This is a genomic window from Streptomyces sp. NPDC001663 (genome assembly GCF_042893105.1).
Classification (GTDB): Bacteria; Actinomycetota; Actinomycetes; order Streptomycetales; family Streptomycetaceae; genus Streptomyces.
Map to the genome: position 1 here is coordinate 397,034 of NZ_JBIAUR010000009.1, position 14,573 is coordinate 411,606.

A 14,573-nucleotide genomic window follows, 5' to 3' on the forward strand; every position below is an offset into this window, starting at 1 on the left:
TCGCGCCGGTCCAGTACGGCAGGTCGAGCGGAGCCCATCGCCTGCAGCAGGGGAACAGACCACAGCATGCCTACGATTCACCGCGAACCGCGTTTCCAGTACGACGACTTGGTCGACCTCGTGGAGGGACAGCTCCGCGTCGTGGAGCTGACCGCCATCAACAGCGAGATCGGCGGTCCGGGCGAGCGGCTGTGGATGACCGAACCCGGACTCGGCGTGTCGGATGTCTACCGGCTGTGGCGCAAGGGCAAGGGCAACCACATGTACTGGGCCGTTGACCGCGACGACCCGTGGGATGCGATGCGCTGGCTGCGCGAGGCACTTGCCGATGTCCTGGACCGGCTGACCCGCCCCGGATCGACGAAGGAGTACGCCCTGGAGGCGGGCCGCGAGGAGCGCGACCTCGCGGTACTGGCCGAGTTGGAAGCCGTCTGGCTGTCCGGTCTCTCGCCTCTGAGCGAGGCATTCGGACCCCGTGCGGCCGAACTGGAACTGAACCGCGAGCTCCTCATCCCGGCGCGGGCAGAACTCGCCCGGGCCACCGCACTGCGCTCCCGCATGCTTCAGGAACAGTTCGGCACCGGCCCGGAAGGCGCAGAGCGGGCCGCATCCGAACTCGGCTGGGAACTCGACAAGGCCCGCAAGGCACTGGCCGCGCGGGACGACTACCAGCGCTGGGTCCGTGAAGGGGCCGCACACGCCCGCGCCACCATCCCGGTGCACCGGCCGCCGGGCGAGACCGGTCTGCCCGACGTACTGGCGGCCACCCTGATGACCGCGGCGTGCCAGAGCGAGAGGGTCGTCCCCGGACGCCCCAGCCCCATTCCGCTGCCGGACGAACTGGCCCCCTGGTACGTCTTCGTCGAGAACCTCGGTGCGTGCGTCGCCATCGCGGTCGAAGACGCCTACGCCCCCGACGCCGGCCCCTGGGACTACATGGACGTCGCCCCGGTCGCCATGGTCATCGAAGCCGGCTGGACCGTACGTGACGGCGTGATCTTCTCGCCCGTCCCCTACGACGGTTACTACGAGTGCATCGACTACGACGAGGAGGCGATCCTCGCCGGCGGAGGCAGCCCGGTCCGCGACGACACCGAGTGAGCGCCGGGGTTGCTCGCCTTGTGAGTCTTGTTGGCGTAGCCTCCTGCGCTGGCGTTGGCCCGGTACATGGGGGCCGGTTTCTTTGGGGGTTGGTGGCATGGTTGCTGGTCGTGTTGTGCGGTTCGACGGGGCCCGGGGCTATGGGTTCATCGCTCCCGACGACGGCACCGACGACGTCTTTCTGCACGTGAACGACTTGCTCATTCCCGAGCAGCAGTTGCGCCCGGGGCTCGCGGTCGAGTTCGACGTCGAGGAGGGGGACCGCGGCCTCAAGGCCTCGTCCGTGAAGCTGGCTTCGACGGCCGACGGAAGGCCACTCGCACATGTGAGGACGTCCTTCCCGGGCACCTCCAGACCGGTGGACGGCGACGACTCGCTCTGCGACGTCCTCACCTCGGACGAGTTCCTCCACGAGGTCACCGAAGTCCTGCTCGCCACGGCCCCCTCCGTGAGCGGCGAGCAGATCCTCCAAATCCGCCGCGGGCTCCTGCAGTTCGGCAAGAACCACGGGTGGACCGAGGACTAGGCTTCGCCCGGCTCGCTTGCAGCCACGACCGTTGCGGTGTCCACGGCCGGAGCGCGGTGCGGTTGAGCTTGGCTGTCTTCCCGGGCGCCGGTGTTCGCCCGGGCCTTCGCAGCAGTGCGGCTCGGCGTGGTGAGTACTGCGAGGCAGCCGACGACGAGAGCGATGCCCGACCAGCCGAGCAGCGGCAGGCGTTCGCCCACCACGAGTACGGCGAGTACGGCCGCGACGGCCGGCTCCAGCAGCGAGAGCGTGGTCGCAGTGCTCGCCGGGACATGTGCCAGGCCCCAGCCGAAGAGGACGTAGCCGATGAACATCGGCACCAGGGCCATGTAGGCGCCGACGGCCGCGTTGGACCAGGAGTCGAGAAGTGGCGCGCCGGTCGCCAGCAGCACGGGTAGGAGCAGCAGACCGCCCAGCCCGAAGACGGTGCCCATGGCAGCGCCGGAAGTGACACCGCGGCTGATCAGTCGATGGGCCGCCCAGGAGTACAGGGCGTAGGTGAAGCCGGCCACCAGGCCCAGCCCCACACCGAGCACGACCGTCCGCGCGGAATGGGCCCCGGACCCGGACTCCGCCCCGGCCGCCTCGGCCAGGCACAGCAGAACGGTTCCCGACAGACCCAGGGCGGCACCTGTCATCCAGCGCCGCGTGAGACTGCGTTTGTCGACCACGCGCTCGATCACGGCCGAGGCGAGCGGGGCGGAGCCGATCGACACCACTGTTCCGGCGGCGACTCCCGCCAGGTGCATGGAGCTGTAGAACGCCAGCGGGTAGGCCCCCACCGACAGTGCACCGAGCACTACCACGCCACGCTGCGCGCGCAGCCCGGACGTTTCCCGGGCGATACGGGGAGCGGCCACAAGAGCCTGGAGCAGTCCGCCCAGGCCCATGGCGGCGGCTCCGATCGCGAGGGGCCCGACGGCCGGGGCGAACGTCGCGGCGGTTCCCGTGGTGCCCCACAGAACCGACGCCACGAGAACGCACAGGGAGCCCATTCCCACCGAGCGGGCCGGACCGGCGGGCCGCGTCACAGTCGGTCCAGCAAGTTCGCCGCCATGCTCCGCGCATGCTCCAGACGCGTACCCGCGCCCTCCAGGCCGGCGCGTGCCATCGCTCCTTCCAGCAGGAACGACAGATGCTCGGCCACCGCGCGGGCCTCTTCGGGCCGGTCGGGCAGCAGTTCCTCGAGGTGCGTGGCGAGCAGCGACTCGACCTCCTCCTTGTGCCGGCGCACCACGTCCCGCCCCTCGTGCCCGGCGGGCAGTTCGGCAGCCGCGTTCAGCAACCCGCATCCCCGAAAGCCGTGTTCGTAGGCGAAGGCGGCGTGATCGCCGTACGCGTCGAAGACGGCCAGTACGCCGCCGCGTCCGTCCTGGACCTCTGCCAGCCGCCGCCGGTACAGGCCCAGCCACTCCTCGTGCCGTTCATCGAGGTAGGCCATGACCAGGTCGGCCTTGGAGGAGAAGTTGTTGTACAGGCTCATCTTCGCCACGCCCGCCTCGGCAGTGATCGTGTCGATGCCTGTGGCCGACACGCCGTCCGCGTAGAAGCGACGCGCTGCGGCGTCGAGCAGCCGCGTACGGGCACTTCCCCGCTTCTTACCGGGCCGCGCTGCGGGGGTGGGGGTGTCACTCATTGCGCACCTTCCTGCTACTAGGTAGGTCAGTCTACCTAGTAATTCGGAAGGGCCGCACCGGGATGTCGACAACGCCGGGCCGCCCGAGGCCCCACTCCCCCCTCAGTGCCACGTCTGGCTAGGGGCGCGCGAGGCCGTCGATCATCAGGGTGAGCGTGAAGTCGAAGCGGTCGTGGCCCTCGCCGGCCGTGAGCTCGGCCGCGTGGCGGGTGGTGTGAGGGAAGGTCTCGGCAGGCAGCGCGGTCAGTCGGCGCTGGAGCTCGTCGGTGTCGACGACCCAGTCCGCCTCGTTGTGGACCTTGCGCTGCTGCACGATCGAGATCTCCAGGCAGTAGGCGGCGACGTACAGCAAGAGCGCGTCGATGGCCCAGGCGGCCGCCTGCGGGGCGACGCCGCCTGCGAGCAGGATCGCCAGCATTCCCTCGCTGACGCGCAGAGTCTCGAGGTCGGTGGGGGCCATGGCGAGCGCGGCGCGGGAGATGCCGGGGTATTTCATGTACTGGTCGCGCACCTGGATGCAGACACCGCGGATCTGTTCACGCCAGGCCGCGGGATCCGGCTCGGGCAGCGCGAGCTCGCCGCACAGCCGCCCGATGAGCAGCTCGTCGAGGTCGGCCTTGTTGACCACATGGGCGTAGAGCGAGGCGGGTCCGGTGTCGAGCGCGCCGGCCAGCCGACGCATCGTCAGCGCCTCGTAGCCCTCGCCGGCGACGACACCCAGCGCGGTGTCGATGACCTGCTCAACGGTGATCGGAGCCGTGCGGCGCCGCGGCCTGGGAGCGGCTTCGGCACCGGGGTTCGGCGGCTGGTGACGGGCCGCGCGTCGCTCTCTCGGGTTCACCCGACCACTATAACTTGACACGAACACTGTTCGTTCGTAGAACAGTGTTCGTGACGATGAACGTGAACCAAGACGTGGACGTGACCGTGGTCGGAGCCGGGCCGGTGGGCCTCGTGCTCGCCGCGGAGCTGGCGCTCTCCGGGGCGACGGTGCAGGTACTCGAGCGGCTGGCCGAGCCGGACGAGGGGATGAAGGCGGGGTCGATCAACATTCCGACGGCCGAGGCACTCGACCGCCGAGGCCTGCTGCCTGCCGCCGAACAGGTGCAGCGAGAGATCCTCGAGCGGGTGGGGTCGTTCGCCCCCAAGGCCGACGACCGACAGCCCGGCGGCGACCGGCGAGCACGCGAGTCGCGCTTCACCGGGCACTTCGCCGGAATGGTCCTCGACGCCGACCTCGTGGACTGGTCCGATGCCGACCTCGCCGCGCACACCGCGGCCGACGGAGCACGGATGGTGCCACAGCGTGAGCTGGAGCAGCTGCTGGCCGAGCACGTCGCGCGACTCGGCGTACCGGTGCGCCGCGGGGTGGAGGTCAACGCGCTCGAAGACACCAGCGACGGTGTGCTCGTCGGCACCACGGCCGGCACGGTGCGCACCGGGTGGCTGGTCGGGTGCGACGGCGGGCGCAGCACCGTACGCCGTCTCGCGGGCATCGACTTCCCCGGCACCGACCCCGAACTCTCCGGACACCTGGCGGTCGCCGACATCGCCGACCCGGAGAAGCTCGCGAACGGATGGGTGTGGTCGGCCCGGGGGGCGTACCGCTACGGACCGCAGCCCGGGCGGGTGGTCACCGTGGAGTTCGACGACGCAACCGGCGACCTCCCCCACGCTCGGCTTCGCTCGCGCGGGGGGACCCCCATGGCGCCGGTGACCCTCGAGGAGTTGCAGACCAGTCTGCGCCGGGTCTCGGGCACCGACGTCACGCTGACCGCGCTGCGCGGTCGCGCGACCCGCTGGACCGACAACGCCCGCCAGGCCGCCGCCTATCGGGCGGAGCGGGTGCTGCTGGCCGGCGACGCCGCGCATGTGCACTCGCCGTTCGGCGGTCAGGGGCTCAATCTCGGGGTCGGCGACGCAATGAACCTCGGCTGGAAGCTCGGTGCCGTGATCGCCGGGTGGGCACCCGAGGGGCTGCTCGACACGTACGATGCCGAGCGTCGTCCCCTTGGCGCCTGGGTGCTGGACTGGACGCGGGCCCAGATCGGGGTGATGCGCGGGGACGCGAAGTCGGCAGCGCTGCGAGAGGTCGTCGCCGATCTGCTGAGCACCCGGGCAGGCACGACCTACGCGGTCAAGAAGATCTCCGGCGTGACGCAGCGCGTCGATCTACCCGGCGACCATCCGCTGGTCGGGAGGTACGTCCCCGATCTGTGGCTGAGGGACGGCTCCCGTCTGGTCGACCACGGTCACGGCGGCGGGTTCCTGCTACTCGACCGCACTCCGGACGGCACGTTCGCCCGCCTCGCCACGCCCTGGAACGGGCGAGTGAGCACCGTGACCGACGACCGCGCAACGCCAACCGGCGTGTTGGTACGCCCGGACGGCGTGGTCGCCTGGGCCTGCGACACCGCCGACACCGCCGCCGTCACCGACCTCGAAGCCACCCTGCGCCGATGGGCCGGCGCGCCGTCGCCCTCACCCGAGCACGAGCCGGTGGGCTGAGACGAGGCACCGACCGGCCTCCCGTGCCAAGGGAACGGCTCTGATTCAGGACCCCATGTCGGTCGGCTCGCCGGGCAGCCATTGCAAAGCGAACCAGAGTTCCATCCGGACGCCGGGATCCTGAAGGTCCACGCCGAGGAGGTCGGCCACCCGTGCCAGGCGGTGGCGCACGGTGTTGCGGTGGACCTGCAAGGTCGCCGCGGTGCGGTCCCAGCTGCCGTGGAGGGTCAGCCAGGTGCGCAGGGTTTCGAGGAGGACCGGGGCCCCAGGTGCGCCGACGCGGTCCAGCGGGGCGAAGCGGGTGCGGGCGAGTTCGCGGCCGTCGGCCGGGGAGACGAGCGCGTGGACGGTGAGCGCGTCCGGGGTGTGGATGATGGCGGGTGCCTCGGCGGCGATCGCGCGTTGCAGGGCGCGTTCGGCCTGGGTGTCGGCGTGCGGCAGGTCGGGTGCGGACACGGGGGCGCTGAAGCCGAGGACCCACCCCAGGTCGGCGGCCTGAGCGGGGACGCTCGGCCTGGTGTCGGGGGCGCTGGGGATCAGCGCCTTCAGACAGGGGCCGTCCATGTGGACGTAGGGAGTGCCCAACAGGGCGGCCAGGGCTGCGAGTTGAGCCGGGTCGTCGGCGGTGCGCGGTGCCGTGGCGTCCCGTGCCGGCCGGTGTCGGCCGTGCACCACCGTCCAGTGATCACCTCTCGTCCCGTCGCCGGGCACGAGGGCGGGCGCCACCTCGGCGGGCGTGGCCCCGAGCATGAGCCGCACCAGAGCGCCGACGCTGTGGGTGTCGGTGCTCAGGGCGTGCCGCGGGCTGGTGAGCAGGGCGAGCAGGACCGTCGCCGTACTGGTGACCTGGCGGTGCACGACGGTCGGGGCCGTGGTGGCGGCCTGGCCGAGGGCCAGCGCCGTGGTGCTGCCGTCCGCGCCGGGCAGGGTGTGGGCGGTCAGGTGGACCCCTTGGGCGTGGTGGGCCGCTGCCGCTGTCGGTCCGCCGGCCCGCTGCAGTGTGCGTACGGCGAGGTCGTGGAGGAGCTGTGGTGCGGGCGGCGAGGGGCGGGAGCCCGCGCTGAACAGTTCGGTGCCCTGGGCGTCGTAGAGGACCGACCAGGACCCGGTGTGGGCGGCGAGCTGGCCGAGGACGGCGCGCAGGGCGTCCGGGCGGGCGGCGGCCGAGGCCAGTGCCGACTGCGCCCGGGAGATCTCCCGCAGCTCGCGGTTGCGGGTCTCGGCGATCGCCGCGTACGTGGCCTGCCCGACGGCGACGAAGGGGGTGGCCGGCGGCAGGCGCAGCAGCGGCAGCCCGTGCCGGTCGCAGGCCCGGACGAGTTCGGACGGCACCTCCGGGTGCACGGGAGCGACGCCGAAACCGAGCGCGGCGACTCCGGCGGCGACGACCCGGCGCACGTACATGTCGACGCCGTCCGCGTCGTCGGGTAGGCGCACCCCCGCGGTGAGGAGGAGTTCGCCGCCCACGAGGTACGGCGTGGGGTCCTCGATCTCCGTGGTCCCGACCGTGCTGACCAGGCGGTCCTCGGTCGGTCCGGCGACCTGGGTGAGGCCCAGCTCCGGGTCGGCGAGCAGCACACCGAGCCGTACGGACGGCTGCTCGGCGTTGGCGGATTCATCCAACGGGCGTCTCCATATTGGACAGAAGCTGCACTTCAGACCCAGTACACCCGGTGGCTACGGTCATGTCACCCCCCACCCCTCCCCGCTCTCCCTCTCCCCTCCCCGGAGCACCCACATGACCGTCGATTACCTCGTCATGGCCGTATACCTGTTGGGCATCATCGGCGTGGGCTGGTGGGGCAAACGGCGTGCCGCCTCCAAGAGCGACTTCCTGGTCGCCGGCCGCCGGCTCGGCCCCCTCATGTACAGCGGCACCATGGCCGCCGTCGTCCTCGGCGGCGCCTCCACGATCGGCGGCGTCCGCCTCGGCTACACCTACGGCATCTCGGGCGCCGCCATGGTCTTCGCCATCGGCCTCGGGCTGCTGGCGCTGAGCGTCTTCTTCTCCGCCCGGATCGCCAGGCTGCGCGTCTACACGGTCGCCGAGATGCTCTCCCTGCGCTACGGCGACGCCGCCAGCGTGATCTCCGGCCTCGTCATGTGGGTCTACACCCTCATGCTGGCGGTGACCTCGACGATCGCGTACGCCAGTGTCTTCGACGTCCTGTTCGACGTGCCGCGCTGGGTCGCGGTGGTCGTCGGCGGCACGATCGTCGTCGGCTACTCGGCGCTCGGCGGCATGTGGTCCATCACGCTCACCGACATGGTGCAGTTCGTCGTGAAAAGCCTGGGCGTGCTCGTCCTGCTGCTGCCGATCGCGGTGGTGAAGGCGGGCGGGTTCGGCGCCATGGCCGACCGGCTCCCGCACGGCTACTTCTCCCCCACCTCCATCGGCGGCCAGACCATCGTCACCTTCGTGCTGATCTACACCTTCGGCATGCTGATCGGGCAGGACATCTGGCAGCGGGTCTTCACCGCGCGCAGCGACAAGGTCGCCGCCTGGGGCGGCACCGTCGCCGGCGTCTACTGCCTGGTCTACGCCCTGGCGGGCGCGTTCATCGGCATGGCGACGAAGACGCTGTATCCGAACCTGGCCGCCGCGGACCAGGCGTTCGCCACCATCGTCAAGCACACTCTGCCGACCGGCGTCCGCGGTCTGGTCCTCGCCGCCGCCCTGTCCGCGATGATGTCCACCGCGAGTGGTGCCCTGATCGCCTCCGCCACCGTTGCCAACAACGACATCTGGGCCCGGCTGCGCCGCCGTACGGCATCGAAGGACCACGACGAGGTCGGCTCGAACCGGCTCGCCATCGCCGTACTCGGCGTCGTCTCCATGGCGATCGCCTGCGTCCTCGGGGACGTCATCGAGGCGCTCACCGTCGCCTACAACCTGCTCGTCGGCGGCCTGCTGGTCCCGATCCTCGGCGGCCTGGTCTGGCGGCGCGGAAACCTGCAGGGCGCCCTGACCGCCATGGTCGCGGGCGGTGCGACGGTGATCACCCTGATGGTGACCGACGGCCTCCTCGCCAACGAGCCGATCTACTACGGGCTGCTCGCCAGCCTCGTCGCGTACGTCGTCGTCAGCCTCCTGACCAGGCCCACCGAGGACGCGATCGTCGAGGCCTGGCGCCGCCGCCTGGCGGGCGAGCAGGCGCCGACCGCGGCCACGGCCCCGGAACTCAGCGCGGCCTGACCCACGCCCCGTACGCACCCACCCGCACCCGCACGTGCCCGTACTCCTGAAAGGCTCCGATGCCCTCCCCCACCCTCGCCCCGGAAGAACTCCGCCTGCGTCGTGAACTCGCCGCGGTCTACCGGCTGGTGGCGCACTTCCGGATGACCGACCTGATCTTCACGCACATCTCGGCACGGCTCCCCGGGCCGGATCACCACTTCCTGATCAACCCCTACGGGCTGCTCTTCGAGGAGATCACCGCCTCGAACCTGGTCAAGATCGACCTCGGCGGCAACCCCGTCGAGGAGACCCCGCACCCCGTCAACCCCGCCGGCTTCGTCATCCACAGCGCGATCCACGCCGCCCGGCCCGACGCCCACTGCGTCCTGCACACCCACACCCGGGCGGGCTGCGCGGTCGCGAGCCAGGAGGAGGGCCTGCTCCCGCTCAACCAGATCTCCATGGAGTTCTACGGCAGGCTCGGCTACCACGACTACGAGGGCGTCGCCCTCAACCTCGCCGAACAGCGGCGGCTCGTCGCCGACCTCGGCGACCATCCGGCGATGATCCTGCGCAACCACGGCCTGCTGACCGTCGGCGAGACCCCCGCCCAGGCGTTCCTGCGCATGTACTACCTGGACAAGGCCTGCGAGATCCAGACCACGGCCGCGGCCGGCGGCGCGAAACTCGTCCTCCCCGACCCCGAGACCTGCGAACTCACCGCACGCCAGCTGTCCGGCGCGGACCACGGCTCCGACCTCCAGGACGACAAGGCGTACGACCTCGCCTGGTCGGCACTGCTCCGGCTCGTCGAACGCATCGCCCCTGACTACAGGGACTAGGGCTCGGCGGCCGAGTGCGGCAGGTCCAGCAGGGCCCGCAGCGGGGCCGACGAGTGCGGGCCGGCGCGCCAGACCAACGCCTTGGCGTACGGGATGCGGGGCGTCACCGGCACCACGGTGACCCGCGGATCCCCTGCGATGCCCCGGGCACCGCCTGCCGCGAGAGCGATGCCGACACCCGCGGCGACGAGTTCCAGCTGCAGTGCGACGTGGTTGGTGGCGTACGCGGGCCGGAAAGGGACGTCGGCCGCTTCGAAGGCCGTACGCAGACGGACGTACAGGCCGCTGTCCGAGCCGTATGTGATCAACGGGGCGGCGGAGACCTCGCGCAGGGACAGTTCCGACTGTCGGGCCTGCGGCCGGTCGGCGGCGACCAGGGCCACGATCTCGTCGCGGACGAGGACCCGGTGCCCGAACCCCGGGTCGAGCCCCTCCGGCGGGACGGCGACGAACACCGCGTCCAGGGAGCCCTGCCGTACCTGGGGAATCAGGCCGGCGCTGACTCCCTCGTGGAGATTCACGGTGACGCCGGGATACAGCAGGTGGAAGGTGCCGAGCAGCGCCGGGAGGCTGCTGCTCTCCACCCCGTCGGCCACTCCGAGCGCAAGGGCCCCGGTGAGCAGACCGGAGCGCGCGGCGAACTCGGCCTTCGCGGCGGCGACGGCCGCCGACACCGTACGGGCATGCGGCATCAGCGCCTCGCCCGCGGCGGTCAGCCGGACCGTACGGGAGTCGCGCTCGAAGAGCGCCTCGCCCAGTTCCCGCTCCAAGGAACGGATCTGCTGGCTGATGGCGGGCTGGGCGACATGGCAGCGGGCCGCGGCCCGCGTGAAGGACTGTTCCTCGGCGACAGCGAGGAAGTACTGCAGCGTGCGCACCTCCATGACATCACTGTATTCCCACTCCTTATAGCTGGAGGAAGACCTAGGTCTTTGACCTATGAAGAATGCGGCAGCAGGCTGGTGACACATCCACAGTCGAGTCGCTCCGACACGAGCAAGGAGTCCCGTCATGCCTCTGGTCCGCATCGATCTCGTCAAGGGCCGCAGCGACGCCCAGGTCCGCGCCGTCGCCGACGCCGTCCACGCGGCCGTCGTCGAGGTGCTGGCCGTACCCGAGCGCGACCGCTTCCAGATCATCACCGAGCACGAGGCGAGCCGGGTCATCGCGCTCGACGCCGGCCTGGGCTTCGAGCGCAGCAACGACACGGTGATGATTCAGATCTTCACCCAGACCGGCCGCTCGACCGCGGTCAAGCAGCAGCTCTACGCCGCCGTCGCCGCCTGGCTGGCGAAGGTGGGCGTGGCCGGGGAGGACGTCTTCATCGGATACGTCGAGAACACCCCGGCGGACTGGTCGTTCGGCTTCGGCCGGGCCCAGTACGTCGAGGGGGACCTGGGCATTCCCGCAGCCGCTGTGCGCTAGCCGCGCTCCGGCAGCGGGTTCGAGGCGCCCCGGGCTCGAGGTCGCTGCTCTACGCCCAAGCCGACGGCAGCATCGCGGCGACCACCAGGGCGAGCAGGCCGATGTACGCCCAGGAGTGGGCCCGGTCCGGGATCCGTGGCGGGTGCCGCCGCAGGACCGTGATCACCGGCAACGCCCCGAGGAGCAGCGCCGCGGCGGCGCCCGGATCGACGAGGCCCACCAGGTGCAGGTGCGTGGCCAAGGCGGTCGCCAGCCCAGAGCCCCCCAGGGAGATCACGGCGGCCGGGAGCGCGATGGCGAGGGTGAGCGGGTTGGCCAGCGCGGTCGCTGCGTGCATGGTGTGTCCGGCCCGCCGCATCGCGGGGACGGTCATGACGCTGCCGCCCACGCCGAGGAAGGCGGCGACCGCTCCGACCGGCGCACCGAGGAGGGGCGTTAGCGGCCGCGGTCCGGCGGATCCCGCCTCCGTCGGCGCGTGCGGACGCAGGAAGCCGGGGCGCAGGAGCAGGTCGGCGATGGTGATCACGACGTATCCGACGAACGCCCAACGGGCCAGGCCTGGCGGGGCGATCCGGGTGGCGAGCGCACCGGCCGAGGCGCCGAGCGCCAGTAGGGCGAGCAGCATGCGGCTGCCTCGAAGGCAGGCCAGCACCCGCCGCGGTGTGACGGCCGTCGCGAACCCCGCGTTCACCACCATCACCAGGGCCGAGGTGGCCGTCGCGACCCGCAGGGCGTCCGCGCCGAGTGTCGCATCGGCCCACACCACGACCGGCACCGCGACGAACCCGCCGCCGAACCCGAACAGCACCGTGGTGATCCCGGTGAGGAGCCCGATCCCGACCAACGCCACAAGATCCATGAGGCCACCCCATCAGCCCCACGGGTCGTCCCGCATGCGAAGCCCGGCACGATTCCTTCGAGTCTCGGCCAGTACAGTCACCCGGTGCGCAACATCCCCCTGGCCGACGTCGACCACATCGACCGGGCCGTCCTGCCGATCGGCACCGACTACCCGCCCGGCCACGTGCTGGACTGGCACGAGCACCGGCGCGCGCAGTTCCTCTACGGCGCCACCGGCGTCATGGTCGTCGACACCGCCGAGGGCACCTGGACCGTTCCGCCCGAGCGCGCCGTCCTGATCCCGCCCGCCACCCGGCACCGGGTCCGCATGCTGGGGGTGAGCACCCGGAGCCTGTACGTCGAGCCGAGCGCCGTCCCCTGGTGGCCCGCGGTCTGCACAGTGGTGGACGTACCGCCGCTGCTGCGCGAACTGCTCCTGGCCAGTGCCGGGTTCGAGCCCGACTACGGCCTGTCCGGCCGGGAGGGCGCCATCGCCGCGCTCCTCCTGCACGAGATCGCCGCGCGTGCCCCGCTCCCCTTCCATGTCGGGATTCCCGCCTCTCCCGACCTCGCCACGCTGTGTCGCGAATACCTGGCCGCCCCGGACACCGGCACCACCAACACCGTCTGGGCCACGCGGACAGCCATGAGCGAACGGGCCTTCACGCGCCGTTTCCGCGCGGAGACCGGCGACAGCCCGGCCGTGTGGCGGTCCCGCGCCCGCCTGCTCGCCGCCGTCCCGCTGCTGCGCACCGCGTCGGTCAGCGACGTCTCCGGCCTTCTGGGCTACGCCTCCCCCGCCGCGTTCACGGCGGCGTTCACCCGCGTCTTCGGCACGCCGCCTTCCCACTTCGCGGGGAGCCGCGCGGGCGGCGGTCCGGGCCGCAGTCGACGTTCCTGACGGCTCCCGTAGCGGTCCGATCGGCCACCTCGAAGAAGCCCCCGGCGGCGGCTTCCGGCTCGGCCTGGTGGTGTGCGTGTACCGCGCGGAGAGCACCTGCGCGATACGCATCTCCTACGAGCGCGGCAGCGCCCTTCCCGTCAACGCCGGTGCCTCCGCCCTCGTCCTGCCGGCCTGGAGCCCGGACGACGAGGCCCGCAGACTGCTTCAGCCCGCCGAGCTGCGCCGCTTCACACCGGCCGGCATCGCCGCGCCGATCCGTGACGAGAACAAGCAGGCGGTCGCCGCGGTGAGCGTGGCCGCCCTTGCCTCCCGGGTCTGCCCGGAGGCAGAGACGGAGATCGCGCAGAAGGTCAAGCACATGCTCACCGACCGGGGATCCCCAACCGCGGGGCCGGCGAATGGCCCCGGGTCGCACGCTTGCGCCGTACGCCGCACCAGGCTCCCTCTTGCCTCCGACGAGGACGGCACCGTACGCTCTCCGCCCATACCGACTGGATGGTATGCCTGGCAGACGCATCGGTAAGTGACGGCGGCGGCCTGCCCGGCTGCACCGACCGCCGATCCCACGCGACCGTCGAAGGGGCCGCCCGAGATGAGCAGAATCAACCACCAGGTGCGCCTGGCCGCACGTCCCGTGGGAGAGCCGCGGCCCACCGACTGGGAGCACGTCGAGGAGCCGACCGGGCAGCCGGGCGACGGGGAATTCCTGGTGCAGGTGCTCTGTCTGTCGATCGACCCGGCGATGCGCGGCTGGATGAACGCGGGCAGGTCCTACATCCGGCCGGTGGAGATCGGCGAGGTGATGCGCGCCGGCGCGGTGGGAAGGGTGGTCGGCTCCCGGCACTCCGGGTTCGCGGTCGGCGACCATGTGTCCGGCTCGTTCGGCGTGCAGGAGTACTGCGTGTCGGACGGCCGCGACGTGACCAAGGTCGACCCGGCGGCCGCCCCTTTGCCGACGTATCTCGGCGCTCTCGGCATGTCGGGCCTGACGGCCTACTTCGGCCTGATCGACATCGGGCGGCCCGAGCCCGGTCAGACCGTCGTCGTCTCCGGAGCGGCGGGGGCGGTCGGCAGTGTCGTCGGTCAGATCGCCAAGATCCTGGGCTGCCGGGTCATCGGCATCGCAGGCGGTGAGTCCAAGTGCCGGCTCGTGGTCGACGAGCTCGGGTTCGACGCCGCGATCGACTACCAGAAGGAGGACGTCCGCAAGGCCCTGCGCGAGCACGCCCCCGACGGTGTCGACGTGTACTTCGACAACGTCGGCGGTGACGTTCTGGACGCCGTGCTGCTGCGGCTGGCGCGCGGTGCCCGCATCGTCGTCTGCGGCGCGATCTCCCAGTACAACAGCACCAAGCCACAAGGCCCCAGCAACTACCTGTCGTTGCTGGTGAACCGCGCCTCCATGACCGGCATGGTGGTGTTCGACTACGCCGACCGGTACGCCGAGGGCATCGCCCAACTGGCCACGTGGCAGGCGGAGGGCCGGCTGAAGTCTCTGGAGGACGTGGTATCGGGCCCAGTGGCGGCATTCCCCGACACCCTCATGCGGCTGTTCCGCGGTGAGAACCGCGGCAAGCTCGTGCTGAAGATCGCGGACTGACCGGGCAGAGGGA

At 71.4% G+C, this 14,573-nt stretch carries 15 protein-coding genes; 9 read left to right on the top strand and 6 right to left on the bottom strand.

Annotated features, from left to right (window positions below; genetic code table 11):
• Nucleotides 1-66: 66 nt before the first annotated feature.
• Nucleotides 67-1,101 (top strand): hypothetical protein, encoded by a 1,035-nt coding sequence (locus tag ACFY1L_RS29585; RefSeq protein WP_388830840.1) that lies wholly within the window; start codon nt 67-69, stop codon nt 1,099-1,101.
• 97 nt (nt 1,102-1,198) lie between these two features.
• Complete coding sequence (locus ACFY1L_RS29590; RefSeq protein WP_388830842.1) at nt 1,199-1,627, top strand: cold-shock protein; 429 nt, start codon at nt 1,199-1,201, stop codon at nt 1,625-1,627.
• On the opposite strand, the gene ACFY1L_RS29595 is transcribed toward ACFY1L_RS29590, so the two are convergent.
• The 3 genes from ACFY1L_RS29595 to ACFY1L_RS29605 all read right to left on the bottom strand — a co-directional run bounded on the left by ACFY1L_RS29595 (nt 1,624) and on the right by ACFY1L_RS29605 (nt 4,104).
• Nucleotides 1,624-2,658 carry a DMT family transporter gene (locus ACFY1L_RS29595; protein ID WP_388830844.1) on the bottom strand — a complete coding sequence of 345 codons (1,035 nt, stop codon included), beginning with the start codon at nt 2,656-2,658 and terminating at the stop codon, nt 1,624-1,626. The genes ACFY1L_RS29590 and ACFY1L_RS29595 overlap by 4 nt on opposite strands.
• Nucleotides 2,655-3,263 carry a TetR/AcrR family transcriptional regulator gene (locus ACFY1L_RS29600; RefSeq protein WP_388830846.1) on the bottom strand — a complete coding sequence of 203 codons (609 nt, stop codon included), beginning with the start codon at nt 3,261-3,263 and terminating at the stop codon, nt 2,655-2,657. Before ACFY1L_RS29600 ends, ACFY1L_RS29595 begins: the two co-directional genes overlap by 4 nt.
• A 118-nt stretch (nt 3,264-3,381) precedes the next feature.
• Complete coding sequence (locus ACFY1L_RS29605; RefSeq protein WP_388830848.1) at nt 3,382-4,104, bottom strand: TetR/AcrR family transcriptional regulator; 723 nt, start codon at nt 4,102-4,104, stop codon at nt 3,382-3,384.
• Between the two features lie 56 nt (nt 4,105-4,160).
• On the opposite strand from ACFY1L_RS29605, the gene ACFY1L_RS29610 reads away from it, so the two are divergent.
• Nucleotides 4,161-5,771 carry an FAD-dependent oxidoreductase gene (locus tag ACFY1L_RS29610; protein ID WP_388830850.1) on the top strand — a complete coding sequence of 537 codons (1,611 nt, stop codon included), beginning with the start codon at nt 4,161-4,163 and terminating at the stop codon, nt 5,769-5,771.
• A gap of 45 nt (nt 5,772-5,816) precedes the next feature.
• Here ACFY1L_RS29610 and ACFY1L_RS29615 read toward each other — a convergent pair whose 3' ends face one another.
• On the bottom strand, nt 5,817-7,394 hold the full coding sequence (locus ACFY1L_RS29615; RefSeq protein WP_388830852.1) for a PucR family transcriptional regulator: 1,578 nt from the start codon (nt 7,392-7,394) through the stop codon (nt 5,817-5,819).
• 115 nt (nt 7,395-7,509) lie between these two features.
• Between ACFY1L_RS29615 and ACFY1L_RS29620 the strand changes: the two genes are divergently transcribed.
• A complete protein-coding gene (locus tag ACFY1L_RS29620) occupies nt 7,510-8,967 on the top strand; it encodes a sodium:solute symporter (RefSeq protein ID WP_388830854.1) in 1,458 nt (485 codons plus the stop codon).
• A 59-nt stretch (nt 8,968-9,026) separates the two neighbouring features.
• Nucleotides 9,027-9,791 carry a class II aldolase/adducin family protein gene (locus tag ACFY1L_RS29625; RefSeq protein WP_388830856.1) on the top strand — a complete coding sequence of 255 codons (765 nt, stop codon included), beginning with the start codon at nt 9,027-9,029 and terminating at the stop codon, nt 9,789-9,791.
• Here ACFY1L_RS29625 and ACFY1L_RS29630 read toward each other — a convergent pair.
• A complete protein-coding gene (locus ACFY1L_RS29630; RefSeq protein WP_388830858.1) occupies nt 9,788-10,675 on the bottom strand; it encodes a LysR substrate-binding domain-containing protein in 888 nt (295 codons plus the stop codon). The two genes, ACFY1L_RS29625 and ACFY1L_RS29630, sit on opposite strands and share 4 nt — an antisense overlap.
• 127 nt (nt 10,676-10,802) lie before the next feature.
• Here ACFY1L_RS29630 and ACFY1L_RS29635 point away from each other — a divergent pair, with 127 nt between their 5' ends.
• Nucleotides 10,803-11,216, top strand: a complete 414-nt coding sequence (locus ACFY1L_RS29635) for a tautomerase family protein (protein ID WP_388830860.1) — start codon at nt 10,803-10,805, stop codon at nt 11,214-11,216.
• 49 nt (nt 11,217-11,265) lie between these two features.
• Here the strand turns inward: ACFY1L_RS29635 and ACFY1L_RS29640 are convergent, their stop codons facing one another.
• On the bottom strand, nt 11,266-12,075 hold the full coding sequence (locus ACFY1L_RS29640) for a sulfite exporter TauE/SafE family protein (protein WP_388830862.1): 810 nt from the start codon (nt 12,073-12,075) through the stop codon (nt 11,266-11,268).
• An 84-nt stretch (nt 12,076-12,159) separates the two neighbouring features.
• Between ACFY1L_RS29640 and ACFY1L_RS29645 the strand changes: the two genes are divergently transcribed.
• The 3 genes from ACFY1L_RS29645 (at nt 12,160) to ACFY1L_RS29655 (ending at nt 14,560) form a co-directional block, all read left to right on the top strand.
• Nucleotides 12,160-12,957, top strand: coding sequence for an AraC family transcriptional regulator (locus tag ACFY1L_RS29645; RefSeq protein ID WP_388830864.1), 798 nt, complete (start codon nt 12,160-12,162; stop codon nt 12,955-12,957).
• Between the two features lie 76 nt (nt 12,958-13,033).
• Nucleotides 13,034-13,483 carry an IclR family transcriptional regulator C-terminal domain-containing protein gene (locus ACFY1L_RS29650; protein WP_388830866.1) on the top strand — a complete coding sequence of 150 codons (450 nt, stop codon included), beginning with the start codon at nt 13,034-13,036 and terminating at the stop codon, nt 13,481-13,483.
• 69 nt (nt 13,484-13,552) lie between these two features.
• Nucleotides 13,553-14,560 (top strand): NADP-dependent oxidoreductase, encoded by a 1,008-nt coding sequence (locus ACFY1L_RS29655; protein WP_388830868.1) that lies wholly within the window; start codon nt 13,553-13,555, stop codon nt 14,558-14,560.
• The last annotated feature ends 13 nt before the right edge of the window (nt 14,561-14,573 follow it).

Bases quoted from the DNA above. Each gene is read 5' to 3' on its own strand.
- ACFY1L_RS29610 (WP_388830850.1), top strand. From the start codon at position 4,161: ATGAACGTGAACCAAGACGTGGACGTGACCGTGGTCGGAGCCGGGCCG.
- ACFY1L_RS29640 (WP_388830862.1), bottom strand. From the start codon at position 12,075: ATGGATCTTGTGGCGTTGGTCGGGATCGGGCTCCTCACCGGGATCACC.
- ACFY1L_RS29630 (WP_388830858.1), bottom strand. From the start codon at position 10,675: ATGGAGGTGCGCACGCTGCAGTACTTCCTCGCTGTCGCCGAGGAACAG.
- ACFY1L_RS29625 (WP_388830856.1), top strand. From the start codon at position 9,027: ATGCCCTCCCCCACCCTCGCCCCGGAAGAACTCCGCCTGCGTCGTGAA.
- ACFY1L_RS29585 (WP_388830840.1), top strand. From the start codon at position 67: ATGCCTACGATTCACCGCGAACCGCGTTTCCAGTACGACGACTTGGTC.
- ACFY1L_RS29600 (WP_388830846.1), bottom strand. From the start codon at position 3,263: ATGAGTGACACCCCCACCCCCGCAGCGCGGCCCGGTAAGAAGCGGGGA.
- ACFY1L_RS29635 (WP_388830860.1), top strand. From the start codon at position 10,803: ATGCCTCTGGTCCGCATCGATCTCGTCAAGGGCCGCAGCGACGCCCAG.
- ACFY1L_RS29590 (WP_388830842.1), top strand. From the start codon at position 1,199: ATGGTTGCTGGTCGTGTTGTGCGGTTCGACGGGGCCCGGGGCTATGGG.
- ACFY1L_RS29655 (WP_388830868.1), top strand. From the start codon at position 13,553: ATGAGCAGAATCAACCACCAGGTGCGCCTGGCCGCACGTCCCGTGGGA.
- ACFY1L_RS29620 (WP_388830854.1), top strand. From the start codon at position 7,510: ATGACCGTCGATTACCTCGTCATGGCCGTATACCTGTTGGGCATCATC.